This is a genomic window from Mycobacterium sp. PSTR-4-N (assembly GCF_022348085.1).
In the GTDB taxonomy this organism is placed as follows: domain Bacteria; phylum Actinomycetota; class Actinomycetes; order Mycobacteriales; family Mycobacteriaceae; genus Mycobacterium.
Map to the genome: position 1 here is coordinate 1 of NZ_JAKRFN010000039.1, position 19,406 is coordinate 19,406.

Below are 19,406 nucleotides of genomic sequence, written 5' to 3' on the forward strand. Positions count from 1 at the left end.
GTGGTCACCCCTGCGGTGTACCCATGAGAGACCAATCAATACCTACAAACCCCCAACGGTCTCGCATGTAGAGAAACGAGACAGCCCTTCGCGGCCCACGTTGTGGTCGCATCGCGGCAGGTCGCGGTGTCTCATTTCTCGTCTCACACGGCGTGTCTCAGATCGTCGATGTCGCTGGGCAATGAGACGGTAGGAGTCGTGACAACGCTTCTGGGATACGCCCGCGTGAGCACCGCGGGCCAAGACCTCGCTGTGCAGCTGGCCGCACTCGCTGCTCAGGGCGTCGAATCCGACCGGGTCTTCACCGACAAGCTCTCGGGTGCCGTGAACACCGACCGGCCCGGCCTGGCGGGTCTGCTGCACTTCGCCCGCGAGGGCGACACCGTGGTCGTCACCGCCATCGACCGACTCGGCCGTTCCGTCGCCGAAGTCACCCGCACCATCGCAGAGCTGAGCGAGCGTCGAATCCTGTTGCGCGCCTTACGCGAAGGTGTGGATACGAGTACCCCGACTGGACGTGCCGTCGCAGCGATCATGGCCACACTCGCCGAACTAGAACTCGAACTCGGACGGGAACGCCGTGCGTCATCGCGTGAGTCCCGCCGCAGCCGGCAACTGCCGGTCACTAAGCCACCGAAACTCAATCGGGAACGGCAAGAGCAACTTCGGCGACTCGCCGCCACCGGCGAGCCCGTGCGAGAACTCGCCGCCGCCTTCGGTATCGGACGAGCGACGGCCTACCGCTACCTGTCTCAGGCCTCGCGTTCCACCCCCATGGAGAACACCCCGTGAACTACGACGAGACCATCAGCCGACTGAAAGCGCTGCGTCAGGAAGCGGCCTCTCTACCGCTTTCGACGAGTTCAGCCGAATTCAACTCATGGGAGCCGCGCACACGCTCGGCACTCACTCGCGCACTCGGCGAAAAGCACCACATCACACAGCGATTCATCAAAACTAAATGGACACCGTCGATGTACACCATGGGCGACTCCAGTGCCTTTACCAGCTTTTTCCGCGCCACGATCCCCGAGGTCCAGGGATTGCTCGACGCAGCAGTGGCCGAGATCGAGCTCCTCGCCGAGGAGGGGCCGGTCGCCGACGAGGCGGGGATCGACCACGAACTCTGGGAACACGTCGCCCCGGAAGTACGCAGCCAGGCCTGGGGGAAAGCTGCTCGGGAAGCCGTCATCTTCACCGAGGATAGAATCCGGCGCTGGGCGGGCCGCCCGGTCACCGAAGTGGGAAAGGACCTGGCCGTCGCCATCTTCGGCAACAACGGCGAATTCCGGATGGGTCTGGCTGACGGGGAGAAACAAGGCTGGCAGTTGCTCGCTCAGGGCATCGCCCAGGCAATCCGCAACGCAGACGCCCACCGCATTCAAAACCGATCCGATCACAGACGGTACGCGATGGGCGTAATCGGTTCCTGCTCACTGCTTCTCACACAGATGCGCTTCGAGCACGGCAACAGGTTTCACGACGCGTCGCCCATCCCGCCGACCTCCGAAATCGAATGAGCGGGCGTCGCGGTTCGGGGAGAGCTACTTCGTCCGCCGGACGGCTATCGAATCGGACTCGGTGTCCGCTTCGGCAGGTGACGACGACAGAGGCGTTAGCGGGGTGCCCCCGTTACGAAACGTTCGTTATTGGGGAGGGCCGAAGCCGCCCACTACTAACATCGCCAGCGGCACCCTCACAACGAGAAGGCACTCAAAGTCGCTGCCCGACTCCCGTCATACGTCGATGCGCCACCGGAGGCCATGAGATGTAACCGCTGATCGAGCAACTCGTCAAAGACGCTCATCGGAGGAACTTCTCCATACACGCCGTCAGCGGCGCGGTATGCGACCAGCACCCGCAACTCGAGGTCGATGATCGTCACCGTCGAACGAAGCCGCATGAAAACCCCTCTCCGACATCGCCTCGGAGCAATCAACCAGAAAAGGGAGCAGAGGTCAACGGTTTCACCGCCCGCCGTGAGAATCACGTAATAGGAACACGGGTCACAGCACCTTTGACACGATCAGAGCAAACCTCGACCCTCAACCTTCGCATGTCGAGGATCGGTGGACTCATTGCGTCTTCCAATCGCGTCGCGTCGCCGCGCCCCGCCCCGCCGAGATCGGGGCGGGAATGTCGGCGAAGGGCAGCCCGTCGGTGAGTGTCCGCACCAACTGGTCGCGGATATGCCCCATCGCGGCCGCACTGCCGATGAACCCCGAGTGGATGCCGACACCGAACAGGACGGACGCGATGGTGGCCGCCGTCGCGGGAACCTCGGTGGCCGGATCCAGCTCGCCCCGTCGCACCGCGTCTGCCACCAACCGTTCGACGAAGATCTGCGCGGCGTCGTTCAATCCGCCGCCGGTGGGCGATTCCGGGCGCCGCGCCGCGTGCACCATGCTCGCGATGAGGAACCGGAACAGATGCCGGTCGCGGCACTCCTCCCGTTGCGAGGCTCGGATGTAGGCTGTCAACTGCTCGACCAGGGTGGGACCGGCTGCGGCACGCGCCATCACGCGGTGCAGCACGCAACCCGCGTCGGCGACGGCGGCGTCGTACACGTCTCGACGAGTGGGGAAGTGGTGGTATAGCACGCTGCGATTGACGCCGCTGCGGTCGGCGATCTCCTGCAGGGTGGCGCCTTCGTAGCCGGCTTCGAGGAACACCTCGCGCGCGGCGAGCACGATGTCGCGACGCGTCGTCGACTCCGATGTCCGGCCTCTGGGGCGACCGGGTCGGGTGCCCTTGACACGGTGCGTGCGGTGTGCCGGACTCATTGCTGCCACACCTCCCGACGTCGCCGATACCGGTAGGCAGGATATCGCCGTCGGCGATATCCCGTCCGGGGGTTCACGATCGTCGTTTCTTCGAGGTCACGTGTCTGTCGCGTTGCCCCTGGGCGCCGGAGTCGATGCTCCGACTCTCGGGGGTGCCCGGCCAGGCTGTGATCAGGAATCGTGCGGTCTGCGCGATTCGGTCGACACATTCGCACAGCCCAAGCCCCGTTGCTTCTCGGCGTGGTGCGCCTCGACCCCCACGAAGTGAAGGCGCGGACTCCGCCGAAGAATGTGGCAATCGGGGACTCAATTCGTCGTTAGTGGGACTGGTACGTCGCCCGGTCAGGCAGTAGGCGACCCCACTGGCGGATTGCTTCAGCATGGTGCGGAGAGGTAGCGGGGGAACCTGTGACGAGGTCGATGAGTGCTTGAGCCAGAGTGTCCGGCCCACTTCCGGTCTCGTGCATCGTGGCAACGAGATCGTTGAACGCCTCCTGCTCCGAGCAGCCTCGCAGGCCCATGAGAATCCCGGTCGCCAGGTCGATGACACGTCGTGATGCCGGATGCGTGCGTCGGCTCAAGTCGGTCATTGACCCCACACTCCGTTCAGCATGTGTGCGTGCACGTGTGAGTACCCCGAAACCCGCTGTGAACGCGCGATTCCGCCGCCTCACCCCGGACAGCGCGGTAACCGATTCACTCACCTGCTCCGTCGCCGAGGACGCAACGACTGCCCTCTTGATCCGCATCCGCAGGAACGAATCGCCGCTTGCTCAGCCGTCGATGGCTCCGGAGTCATCGTCTTCATCGTCAAGGACGGTGAGTGCGGGGTTGATGGTGGTGCGTACGGTGTTGCCGCCGGCCCGGTGGGCGCCGTGGCGGGCCTGATCGGCGAGATACAGCAGTTCGTCGAGGACGTCGTTGGGCGGAAGTGCGCTCAGCGGCGCCAGCAAGGTGCTGACGGCGCCGATACTGGCAGAGAGTTCGGCGGGGCGATCGGTGAGCGTGCCGCGCAGGCGCTCCAACATCACGGCGGGATCGGCGGTGGTGAACAGCTCGGCGAGCAGGAAGTCACCGTCGCCGCGGTAGGCCAGCACGGTGTCGCGGCGCACGGCGGTCCGTAGTTGACGGGCTGCGGTGATAACCGCGCGTTCGGCCTGGGCGTGGTGGCCCAGGCTCATCAGCAGCCCGTGAGTGTCCACGCCGATCGCCGCGATGACGAGGTACTGGTCATCGCTGCGGTCGCGGGCACCGAGCAGGGTGGTGATCTGTTCATCGAAGCCCGTCCGGTTGTACACACCGGTCAGCGGGTCGGTCAGCGCGGAGGACACCTTGGCGTCGGTCAAGTGTGTCACCAGGAGCCAGGCGAACCCGGCGAAGATGTTGACCAACACGATCAGTGGTAGGACCGCAGCCGCGAGAAGGGGTTGCGCTGTCGCGAGGCGCCAGGTAGCCAGGGCCACGGTAGCCGCCGCGACCGCCCCGGTGCCGGCCAGCAGTCGACGGGTGTGAAACAGCGCGGTGAACCCGGCCGGCCCGGCGAAGGCCATGGCGCCCAGCGCGGCGACCAGCGGGTCGGGGATCACCGCCACCGCAGCGGCCACGCACGCCGTCGCGACCACTGCACTGGCGCGGGACTGCCCGCGGGTCGGCCAGCATCGCGTCGCCCACATGACGGCGATGACGCTGGTGCACAAGGTGATTGCCGACGCAACCCCGACACGCCACGCCGTGTACGGCCCTGGTTGGTGGGTGATCAGAAGCAGGGGAATGACGCCGAACAGGAACGCCGTCGCCGCGATCAGGCGGCAGGTGGGCTTCTCGAGGTGGCGAGCTGTCACCAGCGAGGTCAGCCAGTGATAGTGATCATCGCTCAACGCCTCCTGTTCCCGCACCGGCCCATGATGCCCGTTTCCAGACGCTCACCCGTCACCACAGACGTCGTTGATCACTTTGCTGTCACTTTTGAGCCGGTGGTCGCCGACGGCCAGATCATCACTCTGGCGGACGACCACCTTCAGACGGCCGGGGGTGACGAGTTGCGGTCGCAGTCGGTGGTGTCGGTGATCCCGCCCGATCGCCCTTTGGGCGAGTTCACTTTCAGACTGAGCAGGTTGTACATCGGCGACGAGACATCTGGTCCGACGTGGTCGGGGGCTAATCGATGTCCAGTCCGTGGTCCCGCTCGCGTCCGCGGTCGCGGGTGAGTGGGGTGGTGAGGATGCGCCAGCTGCGGGCGGCCGATTCGCGGTGACTGTCCGCGACTGACGCTAGTGCGGGGTCGGCGACATCCGGTGTGGCTCGGGTGTTCTCGCTCCAGGGCAGGGCCAGGCTGTCGAGGAGCCGTCTGGCCGCCCCTGGCTCGCCGCTGTCGATGAGCAAGAGCCGGCCATGGTGTGAAACGACGGCGGTAGCCACCGCGGCGAGAGCTTTGGGGTCGGCGGCCGCGGCATCCTCGACGACGACAACCGGCCCGCGGTGCGTGTCATGGTCACCGGAGAGGAAGGCGGCGAGCTGCTTGAGGGTAGGACGGCCGGGGTGAGGTGTGGCGCCGATGACGGCGTGATTGCGTCCGGCGACGGTGGCCGCCACCTTGATCGCTTCGGCGGTGTCGGGGGTGTAGTGCTCGGCGGACAGGGCGGCCACGACATACGGAGCTGTGGTGGCCACGTTGACGGGATGGGGGTGTGACCCGGCCAGGGGGAGTGGGTCGCCGTGGCGGTGGGTGGCGGCCAGGACCTCGACGAGCGCCCGATCCGAGGCGTGCGCGCGGCGCTGCGCGCTCTGGTCGTGGGCGACGTGGCGGTCGCCGCGGTGTTCGCGGTGCAGCCGCGCGGTCACGGTGCGGTGGTGGCGGCGTAGGTCGGCCACCTGGTCGGGAAGCCGGTCCTCCTCAGCCGCGGCGGCGGTGATGGTGGCGGCGCGGTCGTCGCGGCCCAGGACGCTGCGCAGTGCGGTAGCGGCCTGCGCCGGGGTGCCTCGGCGCGCGGTGTGGACACCGGCGGCGGTGGGGTCGGCGTGTTCGTGGTCGGCTTCCCCGGCTCGGGTGTCGTAGAGGCGCACGGTGTTGGTGTGCCGGCCGCGGGTCAGACCGACGTAGGCGATGGAGCGGGTCGCGGCCTCGGCCGAGAGCAGGGTGTGGCAGGTGTCGGCGGTGACGCCCTGGGCGGCGTGCACGGTGACCGCGTACCCCAGATGGGTGTACTGGCGCAGGTAATCGCCCGATAGGACGGCGATGGCACCGTCGTCGAGACGCCGCGCCGCGATCCGCCCCACGGCGGGGTCGACGGCGAGGACCTCCCAGCGTTGTCCGTTGCGAATCGGATCGGCGTCGGCACCACGGTCGGTGCGGGTGGGGATGTCGGTGGTGTTCTGCCGGGTGATCACCACGTCGCCGACCGCGACGCGATGCCCGCGCGCGGCGGCCACGGTGGGCGCGTCGTCGCCGATCCGCTCGGAGTGGATGCGGATGTTGATCGCATCGGCCATCTCCCACCGATCGGCGATGAGCAGACCGTCACGGCCGGCGGCGACGTCGGCCGTCCAGGCCGCCACGGCGTCATCGGCCATGGTGACCTGATCCCCGATGTGCAGCCGCTCGTGGCGGCGGTACCAGCCCACCGCGCGGCGCAACGCCGCCGGCCCACCGTCGCGGACCGCCAGTGAGGCGTCGCGCTCGTCGTGATCGTGCATCCGCCACACCTGCGACAGACGTTGCGCCCAGGGCAGATCGGTGACCAGTTGGGCGAAGGTGCCGCCGCGTTGCGCTACCGGTGCGAGCTGGTGCTCGTCACCGACCAACACGACCTTCGTTCCGGCGGCCGTGGCCACCTCCAGCAACCGTCGCAGGTGTTGGGTGCCGACCATGCCGGCCTCGTCGACGACGACCACGGTGTCGGCGTCGAGGACCTCGGTGCCGCGCTCGAGGCGGCCCAACAACGCGTCCAGGGTGGCGCCGTGGTCGCCGGCCTGCTCGCGCACCGCGACGTCGACCGCACGCCCGGTCGGAGCGACCACCAGAACGCGTTTCCCGGCGTCGTGCGCCGCGGCGCGCAGCGCCCGCAGAGAGTGGGTTTTCCCGGCCCCCGCCGGGGCGCTGAGAGGCTGTACGAGCCGTTCTGAGGTCGCGATGGCGGTGACGGCGCGGGCCTGATCCGCCGACAGCCCAGCGGTGTCCACGAACGGCAAAACCGCGGCGCTGTCACGTCGGCCCATCACGTCGATGACGGCGCGTTCTTCGATGACCAGATCGGCGGCGGTGTAGCGGATCGACCCCTCCCGTTGATGCGCTTGCCGCTCGTCTCCGATGCGCAGTGCCACACCATCGGCGAGGCGCTCGATCACCTCCCGCGGCGACGGTCCATCAGCGTCGTCGACCGGCATCCGCGCGCCGATCGCCTCGACGAGATCCGCACGCGTGAACGCCGCCTTTGTCAGGCCGTGCGACACCGCGCGACGCACCACCTCCGCGTAGTCCACACCGACAGCCCGACGCGCGTCTCGCGCGTCCCGCTGCACTTGTCTGTTGATGCCGAAAGTCCGCGCGTCATCGGCCCATGCGACACGCAGCGACGCCCATGCCACACCTTCGGGTTTCCGCGGCCGCGTGGCCTTCTGCGCGGTCGCCAACTGCCCCGCGGAAAGCTCGTCATCGCCGCCGAGGCGCAGATGCCCCGCCGCCCACTCGCGCAGCTGCGTGGACCGCGTCGACCACGACCTCAGATCGCGCCGATCGGCTCCGGCAATTTCGGCCATCCCGGTGTGCGGATCGACATCGTTCCACTCCACGCCGATCGAACGTGTCAGCTCCCGCCGCAGCGTGGCCTGGTAGACGATCCCGGCGGCCTTCGCTTCGTGATAGAGACTCGTGCCGTCCAGCGACACCAGCCGCCCGTCCGCGCGGGCCTGCCGGTTCGGGACCAACACGTGGGTGTGCAGATGCGGGTCCCCGGCCCGCGAGGTTTCGTGCTGAAAACCGGCCGCCACGATCCCCGGAAGACGGACCAGATCCTTCTCACCCGTGCGCGGGTTGTGCACACGGGTGTAGCCCCCGTGCTCGGCCAGATACTCCATCGCCTCGGTGATCGCGAAGGCGTGCGCATCTGCGACCGCTTTGCCGGTCACGTCGTTGCCCAGACCGCGCATCAGCGACACGCTCTTCGGGGCGCAGAACGTCAAGTCATAGCCGTGCACGGAGGCCCGCTGTCCGAACGCCCGACCACTCGCGCCGCACGGCGATTCCCCGTCGTCCAGCCACCGCGTCACCGCGCTCAAATCGGCGTTCTCGCCGTCGCGGCCGGCGCCCGTCAAACCCCTCGCCGCGGCCGCGTCCCGGCCGGCGGAAAACCACACCGGCGCCCGCGTCTCGGACTCGCTGTAGTACTCGCCCAAACCCCCACCGGCAGCCCCCGATTCCAGTGCCGCCGCCGATGCCTGACGCGCGGTGTCGACGTAGTACGACACCGACCACGCCCCTAGCTTGGCGATCGTCAACACCGAACCGCACACCTCCCGCCCAAACGCGACCACCACCGACCCCGCGGGAGCGCGCCCACGGCGCGCCCCCGCCCAGCCTCGCACACCTTGTGCAAATGTGCCATACCGTTAACATGGTAGAGCGGTACTGAGGGTCGGGGTGGGGTGTGAGAGGCAGCGGAGATGCGGTGAGCGGGCGAAAATGGAACAAGCGAGAGGGTGGGGAGAGAAGCGGGAGGCAGTGCGGAAGACGTGGGTGAGAAGCGACGAAAAAGACCGCTGGTGGGGGTGCTGAGAGTCGCGTCTGGCCGCAACGTCAGCGCGCCGATTCGCAACCACTAGGCGCGTCGTCGACCCGAACGTTCAACGGTGCGCTCCATCGCTTCGCCGCGGACGGCGCGGTGGTCTGCTGCGAGTCGGTTCATCGCGCCGCCGTGCCGTGTCTGGACCGACACCCCGATGCCGCGCCGCGACGACGCGATGGGCGTGCTGATGGTGTGGTCCTCACGGGGGCGTTGGGCGCGCTCGGTGAGCACCCGGCGGATCTCTTCTCGGGCGGCGGTGATCCGGGCCCGCGCTGCGTCGGTGAGCACCACCGGGCGCGGCGTCTGGTCGATGTTGGCGGCGGCGCAGCCGCCGGCCTTTGTCGGCGTCGTCTTGGGGGGTGCCCAGGACAGCCGTCGCAACCGGCTGGCCAGGAACGCGCCGGGGTTGGCGATGTGGTCGGGCCACGTCGTTCCTCGGGTGCGCATGTCGGCGTTGAGGGCGTCGTTGACCGCACGCGCGGACCACACCGCGGGGTCGATGCCGACGCCGGTGAGTGCATCGCAGATGGCACCGATGTGGGCGCGGTTGAGACCATGGGTGAGCGCGACCAGTCCAGCGGCGAGTTTCTGGGTGGCCAGCGGTCGCGCGGTCGCGCGCCGCGGCCGTGCTTGTCGCGTCGTGTCGCAGCATCGGTTGGCGGGCGCGCTTGCGCGCTCGCTTGGTGAGTAACTCCCTACGGGAGAAGAACAACTAACACCGCCTGACGGCGGTAGGTGGAAATCATGCACGAGTGGTGGGGTCACTGGACGGGCTTCGCGACGCGGCACCAGGTGATACACCGAGGGTCGCCGGCCGACGCTGGGTGTGTTTGTCGAACCGTGGCCCCGCTGCGCTTCCACGGCCCATCTGGAGGCCCTCAGGACGCGCCAGGCGGCGGTGACGGTGCGCACGTCGCAGCCCACCTTGTCGGCGATTGTCGCGCGGGTGATCGCGACGTGGCGGCCGGTGCTGTGATCGGCGTGCTCGGCCATCACCGCCGCGATCGCCAGCAGCGTGGCCGTGGTGATCGACACCCGCACCTCAGCGCACAGCTGTCCGAACGCCGGAGAGTGCACCCACCGCGACAGCCCGTCGAGCCAGCCGGCGCGACTGGTCCACATCGGCGCGGACGGTGCGCAGGAGCCGGCGCGCGTCACCCAGTCACGGCGACGCTCGTGCGCCAGCGCACGCACCACATGAGGACTGGGAGCAGCAGGAGCTACAGCCGCGCCAAGCGGCGTCGGCCACGCACTGTTCGCCCGACGTGAGCGGGCGCTCAAGAGGTCACGGTTTGCGCACCGATCGCGCGCCGAATCTGGTGCAGCTTCAGGGCGTGCGCTACCGTGAGAACTGTCCACCAAGACAGATCCCTTCGGGGAATGGGTGCGGACCCAGAACCGAGTTCCAGCTCGGTTCAAAACCCCCGACAGGGCCTCGCTAACGCGGGGCCTTCGTCATGTCAGCGGGAGAATCCGCACACCAGCTATTCAGATGTCACGTAGGCGAAGACCCGACCAGCAAAGTTGAGGTCTTGGCGGGTGATCACATCGCCAGCGGCAGAACCTCCTCGGCGTCGTCGCGCGTGCGGGCGTGCTCGGGCAGTCCGACGTGTACGGAGAGGATGTCGGCGATGTACGGCGGCACTTTGTAGCCCGGCGCTTGTGCTGTGAGGCGTTCGGAGACTTCGCGATGCGGGCGGACCATGATCCGTCCATAGACGTCGCCGCGAAGCGGCGGGAGTGTGCGCGGAACCGTAAGCGCTGATTGGTTGTTGAGTTCACGGACGTGCTGAGGCATTTCGGCGTACAGGGCGAGCACGTCCGCGACGTACTGAGTAACCGAGGATGAGCCAGCGGCGGCGGCTTTCTCGACGAGGCGTTGGGTGACGGCCGGATGGGTTTTGACCATGTGGGCTGCACGGTCACCTTTGCTTGGGCGAGCCATACTGCACACCCTTGCATCGAAACCGTTTTGGAAACGCGCGACACGCCAAGGCGCACACGGCTGTTTCTGGAACAGCGCGGAGCGAGGTCCGTGCGGGGCCGCGGCTCGATTCGTCACCAGTAGTCGGTCACGATCAATTCGTATAGCTCGGTGCTGAGGACCTGGCGCACGGCTTGGGCGCGGGCCTCGGCGCGTAATGCATTCTGCGTCAATGGGTCTGGCACCTGGCCGTGGTGTCGGCAAGTCCAGTCGCGGATGCTCAGGTCGCCGAGAGTGGCGGCGTGGGCACGGGCCATCCACGTGATTCGGTCGACCTCGTCGCGGATGAACTCGGTCCGCTGGTCGGTGGTCCAGTCCTCGGGTAGCCCGAGATTTGTGGTGTAGACCGCCTGGACGGTGCGCTGAATTGCGGGATCGACGGGTGGCGGCATGGTCTCGGACGTGCAGGAGTGCACGCGTCGCGGTCGTGCGGCGCGGGCCGGAAAGCGTGGTGATTCCGACCGCCTCCTCGCCAGGGCCGGGGCCTACGGCTCGAAGTGGGAGCGGAAGCCTTCGAGCCAGTCCGCTCGCGCGTGGCCGGTGAGATCGCCTGAAACCCATGTCTCGGCGTCGTCGGGGCTGTCTGCGTCGCCGCTGGCCACCCGTTCGTGGGCTTCGAGGTAGCCGGCGACGTGCATGTCATCGGACTGGGAGAAGACGGCTTGGATGGTGTCGAGGTTCGTCGTGAAGTCCTGGTATGCGGCGCGGCGCTCGGCGTCATCGGTGTAGTCACCGCCGTACCGCTGCAGCCATGCCTGCCAGTGCTCGGCGGAGCCTGGCTTCGGCGGCGGCGAGGGTGCGCTCATCAGGGCCGACTTTAGGCCGCCGCGCCGACGACGAGCGCGGCGTGCGGGGTGCCCAGTGGGTCGCCGAGCATGTCCAGGATCGGGGCGCCAGTCGATGCGGGTCCGTGGATCACCGACCGCAACACTCGTTCGAAGGCGAGATCCACTACCGGGGCGTCCTCCAGGAGCAGATCGAGGAGCTTCTCTGCGGCGGGGGTGTTGAACGGATTGGCTGTCAGCTGCGCACACAGCGCACCGACCTGGGATGCGAAGTCCCGGACCGCACTCACGTCGTCTTGGACCGTGCCGAGGATTTCCATGCCCTCACTGTAAGAACGTGCGTGCATATATGCAAGCAAGTTGCATGCAAGATACTTTTATTAATGCATGTAGGATGCGTGCATGCCCGATTCGGCTGGGGATGCTCTCGACGGCGGCGCGGCCGACGCCGGCAGTAGCGCGCTGCCGCTGCGTAAGCGGCAGCAGAAGGTGCCGTTGAACACCTATGTGCGTCCGGGCACGCAGCAGCGCGTGGAGGTGTTGAAGGACCGCGGGTACGCGGTCACTGACATCGTGGATGCGGCGCTCAACGAGTTCTTGGACCGTGCCGGGGTGCCCCAGGCCGAGTAGCTCGGACCCCCGGAGCCTGGCCAGCGTTTTCCCTCCCGGCTTCCTCGTACTGGCCCGTTTGCGCGGTGGGTGGTGGCTGTCCAGGCTCGACCGGTAGGTCGACCGCGCAGCGGCGGTACCGGCCTTGACGGCCACCACCCACCGTTTCGCCACAATCGAGGCCGAGGAAGTCCGCTGCCCCCATGAGCCGGGTTTCTCACGGTCGGCGCACGGACGTGATGATCGTGGCCACCGCTTCGAGGCCGACCCCGACGATGGCGCCGATTGCTCGGCCGACTTCGCCGATGGTGACCTTGCAGTCGGGAATGCGGGCCAGGTAGCCCGCGAGCACGCAGATCGCCAGGCCCAGGACCGTGATCGCCACGACGATGATAGCCACGACGATCAGGATGGATTCGCTCATTGGGCGTCTCCCTGTTCGGTGGTCAGGAGATGGCTCCTGGAGCTGGCTGTAGTCCCGCTCTCTTCTTCTGGGCTGGCACTGGCACAGCGTGCTTTACCTGGCACTGGCCGCACCTTTCTCGTCGTGGTTCCGGTACACCGGGGAAGTACCGGCCCGAGAGCTGGTTTCCGTCGCCTGGCGTGGCGGCAGTTCCGGGTCTCGCCTGAGCAGGTATAGACCCGCGGCGTGCAGCGTCCGATTCGCCGAAGTGCTCGGCACCGCTGGAGGGGTGGCGTTTGGGGTTGGTAGTGGCACGCCCTCTAATGCCGGCTTGTCGGCCGGAATTCCGACAAATCAGGTTGTTACGGTCAGATCACAATGCTGGAAGTGTGCCCTGAACTGGCGAGACGTAATAACGTCTCAACGCAATGACGCATATACGTCAATGCGTTGTGACGTATACTTGCGGCATGCCTACAGTCTCTTTGGTGCACACCAAAGGCGGCGTTGCGAAGACAACGTCGGCGGTGTATCTCGCAGTGGCCGCGCATCGCCGTGGCCTTGATGTCGTGCTTATCGATGCCGACCCTCAGGGGTCGGCGCTGGAGTGGGCGGCGGCCGCGGCCGACGACCCGTTTCCTTTCCCCGTGGTGCCGGCCCGGCGGCCACTCGACGTCAACGGCCGTCAGGATCTGACGATCGTCGACACTCCCCCTGGTACGGCCCAGGTGATCCAGGAAGCGATCGAACTCGCCGATCTGGTCGTAGTGCCCACGGGGGCCTCACCGCTGGACGTGCGCCGCGTATGGCCAACCCTAGAGATCACCGCACACAGACCGACTGCTGTCCTTTTGACCGGTGTGGACCTGCGCACCCGTTTAGCCGATGAGGTGAAAACCCTGCTTGAGAACGAGGGGGTGCCGGTGATCGGGACGCGGATCGTGCGGCGTGAGGGGATTCGGCGGGCGTTCGGTTCGGCTCCAAGCCAGCTGCACGGCTATGACGACGTGTTGAACGAATTGATGGAGGCGCTAGTCCATGTCTGATCTGTCTTCGAAGATGGCCGCGCGGGTGAAGACGGAACCGGCGAAACGGGCGGCCGAAGCGTTCCGCTCCCCCACCGACGACATGCAGCGCGCCACCGTCTATCTGCCTCGTGCCACGGTGCGTGGGTTGAAGCAGGCCGCGCTGGATCAGGACACGAGCATGAGCAGAATCCTCACCGACCTGGCCGAACAGTGGCTGGCGCAGAACGTCAAGACGCAATGACGTATTGACGCAATTACGTCATTGCGTCCTAGCCCGTGGGCTCGCTACTGAGGCGGGCGGGCCGCTCCTTCACAAGCCGTTGATGCCGTGACGGGTCCGGTGTATGCTCGCTTGCAGATGCAGCCGGTTCTCCGAGCTGAGCTGTTCGTGAAGAAGCCTCCCTCCTTGTGAGGGGGGCTTCCTTGTTTCTGGCACAGTGACCGGTTATGCCCGTAGTCCCGGCCGAGGTCTTCAAGTGCCTACACGCTTCGCGGTTGGCGCACTATCGGGCGGTTGCGGGCGGTCAGGATGCCGACGCGCTGGCGTTGTACGAGTGGAATATCGAGCTCGCTTCGGCCTTGCAAGATCCGCTAGGGATTGCCGAGGTCGCAGTGCGTCACGCGATCGACACGCAGCTAAGCAACTGGTCGCAACAACATGGACATGGCGCTGACTGGATCAACTACATCGCCCACATTCCGTACCTGTCCGGACCGGCGGTGTTCACCACGACGCGTCACAAGCTGTACAAGGCAGCAGACCAATCGCGCCGATCTCGGCCGGCGAGCCATCCCCGGCACGGGGACGCGATCACCCACGACGACCTAGTGGCGCACGTGATGTTCGGAACCTGGGCCAGTCTTCTACCGGAGAAGTTCGACGCGAGCTGGGTGGACCCGAACGGAAATCCGGTTCAAAACCAGGTGAACCTGCAAGCTCGACGCGACTTATGGCGCAACTGCCTGCACGGGGGATTCCCGAACGTCAAACAGGACCCGCGGGGCTACGGCACGGGTAACAAGGTGCGCGACCTCCGCAAGCTCCGTAACCGCGTTTCACACATGGACTCGCTGCTCTACGTGGACGTGAAACACCTACACGACCGTGTTCTGCTGCCGCTACTGAACTCAATCAGCTACGACCTACACGATTGGGTGGACGGTCGGAGTCAGGTCCGCGCGGTGCTAGCTCAAAGGCCGGGAAATGCAACGTAATGACGTATAGACGTATAGACGTAATTTGCACCTATACGTCATTACGTCACACACCGGGGCAAGGTGCAGTTCTCAGGTGCTTGGCAGGGGATCTACGCCTCTTCCGCTCGCCGGGCATAGCGGTCCCGCGCAGCCCGCCGTTCAGCATTGGCGATGTCCCCGTTGAACTCTGACGCCAGATCGTCGTAGTCGACATCGAAGTCATCGGGCACAACGAGGTCAGGTAGTTGACCAAAGCAGCGTGTCAGCGGCTTCGAGGTGTCGTCGCCGTCGCTCCTCACGCCTCCAGGGTAGGGGAGTTGGACAATGGTGTGCGGAGCACGGCGATGCGAGGGAACTCGTTGGAATCATTCGAACGCATACGGCGTCATCAAGCGCCAGGCAAAGATGACCGGATGGTTCTGAACGACCCTGGCCGCAAGTCCGCCGACATCCTGCTGTCGTTGCCCGTGGAGTTGAAAGAGCGGATGGTCAACACCATTACGTGAACACGGCCGTACACCGGCATCGGACAGCAGCAGAAGTTCATCCGCAAGGCGATCACCGATCTGTGTGAGCGCCTCGAAGAGTTCAATTCCGGCAAGGCGTTCGAGCCGGGAGTCGCCACCCCCGACGAGTGACACATCGTCCTCGTCCTCGTCCTCGATGAAGACGGGGACCCGCGCCTGATCCAAATGCGCTTAGTGCGACACGCCGAGGTCGCCTCCTTCCATTCGGGGGCATCTAGCTGCGAGTACAGTGAATGAGGTGCCGTTAGTGCGCCCAAAATCCGGTTGATGTCAGCACATCCCGGACTTTTCTGTCACCCCCGCTTTGGCCTTGATACCGGTAGACTTGCCGCACAATCGCAGTAGCACGACTGTGTCCACATCCGGTCGCTACCGCGAAAACCTTCTCTCCCGCCCTAGTTAGCGGGCTCCCCGAACAACTGCGCACACAGCCAGTTCCGTAGGTTATCCAGCCACCGAAATGCACTGCTGGACTGATCTTTTCATGGGTTCACCCATGAAAAGGCGCGCTTAGTGCGCGTCGAAGCCGGGTCTTCCCGGCTTTTTTTGTGCCCGGCCCCTGGTCGGGCACTTTCTGTTGGTACACCTCGCAAGGAGGTCAATATGCTCGTCTCGGGCGCGTGGAATCTGGTCTGGATTCTGCCTGTGCTGGTGATGGTCTACCAAGCGGTGTTCTGCCGGCGCGATGAGCCGTCGGAACGCATCGTGGCCATCCTCGGTGGGTTCGCCGGGATCGTGGGCGCGGCCGCGACCGCGCTTCGCGAGTGGTTCCGGTAGCCACCTGAAATGAGCGTCCTTTCCGCCGGGAGAAACCTGCCGATGCCGCCGTAACCGCCTCCGCGCCGGTCGGCCCCGTCAGCGGCCCACGCGCATACACGCTGGCTTTCGCCTCGCAGTCGTCGAAACTCGATTTCGACGCGCGAGGCTTTTTCATGCCCAGACACGGCCAGGGGCCACTCCTACGCGGGTTACATAGGCCGTCACGTGGGCCGTCACGGGGCGGACTACAGCCCGTCGCGCGGGCGGCCTACTGCAGCACTCGACGGACCCATGTACCGATCGGGGCATCAAGGCAGCGACCGGACCCGGGCTCGCCCGACACCAGACGACGCCAGTGCTGCGCCGGATGTGGCTGGGAGCTGAGGACCGGCCAGCTCGACTGTGAGTCCTGGCCGAAAAGGACGTCGTCAGCCTGAACCGCTTCGATGAGCACCCACTGAGTGCTGATCTGGTTTCTCATGCCGAGAACGGTAGTTCGACGCCGAATACTCTGCTGCACAGCTTTCTGGCGGCCTCGCGCTCCTGAGTGGGGCACCGGATTTTCAGACCCAACCGGCCCGCTTGCGGGCCGGGCGGGAGCCGTCTCGTGTCTTTTGCGCCAGGCCGGGAGAGCCAGGCCTCTTCGAGCTAGCCGCGGCGCGACGGGTGGCGAGCGCCTGCGATCTGCTGTAGCTCGTCGAGGGACAGCAGGTAGTCCTCTCGGTGGAATCCGCGGTCGCGGCTGGCCTTGATGCGGCGGTGTTCGGCAACCATGCGCATGTAGGTATCAAGCATGAGGGCGTGGGAGTTCCCCTCGTCGTTGCTCTTCCACTGTTCGTGCAGTTCAGCCCACCGGCCGTCGCTCATGAGGAACTCGACGTAGTGGGCCATGTGGTTTTCCAGTCCGTCGTTGCCGTCGAAGCCCTTAAATTCCAGCTCGTACTTGAGGTCCTCGTCGACGGCGGTCCCGTCCTTCTCCAGCCGCCGGATGCTGAAGGTGATGATGCGGAACATGTCGAGGATGTCCAGGACACGGCCACAATCACGCTTGGACAGCTCGGGGCTGAACCCGGCGACTTCACGCCAGTACTCCCCGGTGTAGCCCGCCTCGATCACCCGCGCACGCCCCAGCTGATAACCGAGGTCTCCGTCCACGTCGTCGTTGTCCTCGGGCAGCACGCGCGCGAGGATGCGGTGAAGCAGGGAGAGCACCTGCCGATCGGCAATCCGCATCGTCTCCGGCGCCGGCAGGTCACCGTGGTCCTCCTTGGACTCATAGCCAGGGACGAGCGCCGCCGTGAGCAGATCGCGGACGTACTCGCTGACGGTGACACCCTCGGCGTCAGCCATGTCCTTGAGTTCATCTCGGACCTGATCGTCGACTCGGATATTCAAGACGGCCATATCGCCCTCCTTAACGTAATTTTGTATGACAACCGATAAACAGTGTCACACAGCACTACGCGTGTGACAAGGGTGCTCAGGGGGACACGGTGTCGCCAGGAGCTGTTCTCGTTTCTAGAAATTTGAGACGCCTCAGATGTCGTCTCAGGAGCTAGAGTCGTGCGCGCCGTGGAATCTGGGCAACAGGGTCTGCGCGGATAACTGCCGCGGTGGTGGGGTTCGGATCGTTTAGGGTTCGGCGGTGATGATGAGGATGGCGACACCGAGGGCCAGGGCGGCGGTGAGGGAGCCCAGCGCGATGACCGCGGCCGGTGAGGCGGCGTCGGCGGATACGAAGCGTCGGCTGATGACCACGACCGCCAGCGCCGACACTGCGGCGGTTGTGGCGACGAGAAGCCTTCCAGTGAACGGTAATTCGCCGTGTCGCAACAATACGAGGGCCCCGATGGCGAGGAACCCCAGCGAGGTGCGTTCCCAGGACAACTGGGTGCGTTCGGGTTGCAGGCCCGGATCGCGGCTGGTCTGGGTCATGTGGGGTCAGCCGGTGGGCGGGGGTGAGGTGATCAACAGGACGACGAGTAGCACCGCGATGAGCACCGTCGCCACTACCACGATCGTCGGCAGGCGGCTGGGCGGCAACGCTGCACCGCGGCGCATTGCCTGCTGCACGTGCTGCCAGCGACAGACGGCCAGCACGGCCAACGCCGCGCCGCCGACGACGAGCACCATGCTCAGCAGGTGCCGGACCCCGTGCACACCGAACCGGGGAACCAGCTGCACGAGGGCCACCCCACCAGCGATCAGGGCCAACGAGGTGCGGATCCAGGCCAAAAAGGTGCGTTCGTTGGCCAGGGTGAACCGGTAGTCGGGTTCCCGACCAGCCGCGCCGGGGGAATCGTCGAGATCGCCGTCAGCGGGCATCAGTCACGGCTCGCACACGGTGACGGGGTGAGCCACCACCGATTCGTGCATGTATCCCAACTCATTGAACGCAGTGTGCTCGGATTGGCTGCGCCCGGCATCGTCGAACGCGCGGATTCGCAGCACGTGCTCACCGGGGGTTGGGTCCCACCGGAATTGCCAGCGCACCCACAACCCGGGCACGGCCGCGGTGGTGATGTCCGCGGGTTGCCAGGCTCCGTCGTCGGCGGCGTATTCGACAGCGGTGACGGTGTGCTCACCGGCGAACGCTCGTCCCCGAATGATCTGAGGACCGCTGGGCAGCCGGGCGTCCCACGCCAATTCGATCAAGGTCGATACCCCCAGGGCGGTGATGACCTCGCCCTGGGCCGGGCCGTGGGCGGGATAGTCCGGTCCGATCAGGACGTAGTCCTCGGTGTTCCATGGAACGTGAAATCTGGTGGTAGAGACTTCCAGGCGGCCCAGCCACTTGATGCTGGCCGCGCCCAGCCACCCCGACACCACCAGCCGGGCGGGAAAGCCGTGATCGGGGGGCAGCAGTTCACCGTTCATCGCGATCGCCACCACGGTGTCCTCGGCCAAGGCCTTGGTCATGGGCAACGGCCGCGACGCCCGCACGTCGTCGAGCGACTCGGCCAACACCTCCACCGCGCCCTCGTCGACACCAGCGTGATCAAGCACGTCACCCAACCGCACCCCGGTCCACTCCGCGGTGCTGATCGCCCCGCGGCCCCACTGGGTGCCGTCAAACGTCGTGCCCAACTCCTCACCCAGCAGCACCCGCCGATTCCCCGCGCACTCCAGGGTGCGCTGCACCGAGACCACCTCGAACCCGCCGCACAGCTGGTCGTAGTCAAGGTCGACGGGCCGGCGCACGGCATCACCGTCGATACGCAACCGCCACGTAGCCGCGTCGATCCGGGGAGTCGGGGCGTGGCTGCGGATGAAGAACCGATCAATAGGAGTGAGCAACCCCGGCATCCGGTCGGGCCGGGTACCGAAGTCCAGACCAGACCCGGCGTCCTCCATCAACTCCGTCGGCGTGGGCTTGACGATGACGCCACCATCGTCACGATCCGGCAGGCGGTTACCTCTTTGGGTGGTCACCCCTGCGGTGTACCCATGAGAGACCAATCAATACCTACAAACCCCCAACGGTCTCGCATGTAGAGAAACGAGACAGCCCTTCGCGGCCCACGTTGTGGTCGCATCGCGGCAGGTCGCGG

General features: G+C 66.2%; 24 protein-coding genes. 7 read left to right on the plus strand and 17 right to left on the minus strand.

Annotation, left to right across the window (positions count from 1 at the left end; translation table 11 throughout):
- The first annotated feature begins 198 nt into the window (after positions 1–198).
- Positions 199–792: a recombinase family protein gene (locus tag MHN84_RS28965; protein WP_052544372.1), complete on the plus strand. Its 594-nt coding sequence runs from the start codon at positions 199–201 to the stop codon at positions 790–792.
- Entirely contained in the window at positions 789–1,520 is a 732-nt protein-coding gene (locus tag MHN84_RS28970; protein WP_241207915.1) for a TIGR02391 family protein, read from the plus strand. Before MHN84_RS28965 ends, MHN84_RS28970 begins: the two co-directional genes overlap by 4 nt.
- Before the next feature lie 176 nt (positions 1,521–1,696).
- Here the strand turns inward: MHN84_RS28970 and MHN84_RS28975 are convergent, their stop codons facing one another.
- The 10 genes from MHN84_RS28975 to MHN84_RS29020 all read right to left on the minus strand — a co-directional run bounded on the left by MHN84_RS28975 (position 1,697) and on the right by MHN84_RS29020 (position 11,652).
- Positions 1,697–1,885: a hypothetical protein gene (locus MHN84_RS28975; protein ID WP_052544363.1), complete on the minus strand. Its 189-nt coding sequence runs from the start codon at positions 1,883–1,885 to the stop codon at positions 1,697–1,699.
- Positions 1,886–2,075: 190 nt separating this feature from the next.
- Positions 2,076–2,783 (minus strand): TetR/AcrR family transcriptional regulator, encoded by a 708-nt coding sequence (locus MHN84_RS28980; protein WP_241207916.1) that lies wholly within the window; start codon positions 2,781–2,783, stop codon positions 2,076–2,078.
- 317 nt (positions 2,784–3,100) lie between these two features.
- The gene (locus MHN84_RS29940) at positions 3,101–3,532 is read right to left on the minus strand and encodes an ANTAR domain-containing protein (RefSeq protein WP_308193000.1); all 432 of its coding nucleotides are present in this window, start codon (positions 3,530–3,532) and stop codon (positions 3,101–3,103) included.
- A gap of 24 nt (positions 3,533–3,556) precedes the next feature.
- Positions 3,557–4,678, minus strand: a complete 1,122-nt coding sequence (locus MHN84_RS28990; protein WP_241207917.1) for a diguanylate cyclase domain-containing protein — start codon at positions 4,676–4,678, stop codon at positions 3,557–3,559.
- 262 nt (positions 4,679–4,940) lie between these two features.
- Complete coding sequence (gene mobF / locus MHN84_RS29840; protein ID WP_308193001.1) at positions 4,941–8,279, minus strand: MobF family relaxase; 3,339 nt, start codon at positions 8,277–8,279, stop codon at positions 4,941–4,943.
- Positions 8,280–8,596: 317 nt separating this feature from the next.
- Positions 8,597–9,685 carry a rep protein gene (locus MHN84_RS29000; RefSeq protein WP_241207918.1) on the minus strand — a complete coding sequence of 363 codons (1,089 nt, stop codon included), beginning with the start codon at positions 9,683–9,685 and terminating at the stop codon, positions 8,597–8,599.
- A gap of 421 nt (positions 9,686–10,106) precedes the next feature.
- Complete coding sequence (locus MHN84_RS29005; protein WP_241207919.1) at positions 10,107–10,472, minus strand: hypothetical protein; 366 nt, start codon at positions 10,470–10,472, stop codon at positions 10,107–10,109.
- Between the two features lie 149 nt (positions 10,473–10,621).
- A complete protein-coding gene (locus MHN84_RS29010; RefSeq protein ID WP_241207920.1) occupies positions 10,622–10,963 on the minus strand; it encodes a hypothetical protein in 342 nt (113 codons plus the stop codon).
- Between the two features lie 69 nt (positions 10,964–11,032).
- Positions 11,033–11,353: a hypothetical protein gene (locus MHN84_RS29015; protein ID WP_241207921.1), complete on the minus strand. Its 321-nt coding sequence runs from the start codon at positions 11,351–11,353 to the stop codon at positions 11,033–11,035.
- An 11-nt stretch (positions 11,354–11,364) separates the two neighbouring features.
- A complete protein-coding gene (locus tag MHN84_RS29020) occupies positions 11,365–11,652 on the minus strand; it encodes a hypothetical protein (RefSeq protein ID WP_241207922.1) in 288 nt (95 codons plus the stop codon).
- A gap of 82 nt (positions 11,653–11,734) precedes the next feature.
- Between MHN84_RS29020 and MHN84_RS29025 the strand changes: the two genes are divergently transcribed.
- Entirely contained in the window at positions 11,735–11,962 is a 228-nt protein-coding gene (locus tag MHN84_RS29025; RefSeq protein WP_062660262.1) for a hypothetical protein, read from the plus strand.
- 196 nt (positions 11,963–12,158) lie between these two features.
- Here MHN84_RS29025 and MHN84_RS29030 read toward each other — a convergent pair whose 3' ends face one another.
- Positions 12,159–12,365: a hypothetical protein gene (locus MHN84_RS29030; RefSeq protein ID WP_241207923.1), complete on the minus strand. Its 207-nt coding sequence runs from the start codon at positions 12,363–12,365 to the stop codon at positions 12,159–12,161.
- Between the two features lie 467 nt (positions 12,366–12,832).
- Between MHN84_RS29030 and MHN84_RS29035 the strand changes: the two genes are divergently transcribed.
- From MHN84_RS29035 to MHN84_RS29045, 3 genes are all read left to right on the plus strand, one after another.
- Positions 12,833–13,390 carry a ParA family protein gene (locus MHN84_RS29035; protein WP_234794348.1) on the plus strand — a complete coding sequence of 186 codons (558 nt, stop codon included), beginning with the start codon at positions 12,833–12,835 and terminating at the stop codon, positions 13,388–13,390.
- On the plus strand, positions 13,383–13,613 hold the full coding sequence (locus MHN84_RS29040; protein WP_062660260.1) for a hypothetical protein: 231 nt from the start codon (positions 13,383–13,385) through the stop codon (positions 13,611–13,613). The genes MHN84_RS29035 and MHN84_RS29040 overlap by 8 nt, the downstream gene beginning before the upstream one ends.
- Before the next feature lie 254 nt (positions 13,614–13,867).
- Positions 13,868–14,587, plus strand: a complete 720-nt coding sequence (locus MHN84_RS29045; protein ID WP_241207924.1) for a hypothetical protein — start codon at positions 13,868–13,870, stop codon at positions 14,585–14,587.
- A gap of 92 nt (positions 14,588–14,679) precedes the next feature.
- Here the strand turns inward: MHN84_RS29045 and MHN84_RS29050 are convergent, their stop codons facing one another.
- Positions 14,680–14,868, minus strand: a complete 189-nt coding sequence (locus tag MHN84_RS29050) for a hypothetical protein (protein ID WP_241207925.1) — start codon at positions 14,866–14,868, stop codon at positions 14,680–14,682.
- A gap of 66 nt (positions 14,869–14,934) precedes the next feature.
- On the minus strand, positions 14,935–15,261 hold the full coding sequence (locus MHN84_RS29055; protein WP_241207926.1) for a hypothetical protein: 327 nt from the start codon (positions 15,259–15,261) through the stop codon (positions 14,935–14,937).
- A 438-nt stretch (positions 15,262–15,699) separates the two neighbouring features.
- Between MHN84_RS29055 and MHN84_RS29060 the strand changes: the two genes are divergently transcribed.
- Positions 15,700–15,873 (plus strand): hypothetical protein, encoded by a 174-nt coding sequence (locus MHN84_RS29060; protein WP_241207927.1) that lies wholly within the window; start codon positions 15,700–15,702, stop codon positions 15,871–15,873.
- Positions 15,874–16,503: 630 nt separating this feature from the next.
- On the opposite strand, the gene MHN84_RS29065 is transcribed toward MHN84_RS29060, so the two are convergent.
- The 4 genes from MHN84_RS29065 to MHN84_RS29080 form a co-directional block, all read right to left on the minus strand.
- Complete coding sequence (locus MHN84_RS29065; protein WP_241207928.1) at positions 16,504–17,259, minus strand: YfbU family protein; 756 nt, start codon at positions 17,257–17,259, stop codon at positions 16,504–16,506.
- Positions 17,260–17,487: 228 nt separating this feature from the next.
- Positions 17,488–17,790: a DUF202 domain-containing protein gene (locus tag MHN84_RS29070; RefSeq protein ID WP_043416434.1), complete on the minus strand. Its 303-nt coding sequence runs from the start codon at positions 17,788–17,790 to the stop codon at positions 17,488–17,490.
- 6 nt (positions 17,791–17,796) lie between these two features.
- Positions 17,797–18,180: a YidH family protein gene (locus MHN84_RS29075; RefSeq protein WP_052429215.1), complete on the minus strand. Its 384-nt coding sequence runs from the start codon at positions 18,178–18,180 to the stop codon at positions 17,797–17,799.
- A gap of 3 nt (positions 18,181–18,183) precedes the next feature.
- Complete coding sequence (locus tag MHN84_RS29080) at positions 18,184–19,287, minus strand: sulfite oxidase (protein WP_241207929.1); 1,104 nt, start codon at positions 19,285–19,287, stop codon at positions 18,184–18,186.
- Between the last annotated feature and the right edge of the window lie 119 nt (positions 19,288–19,406).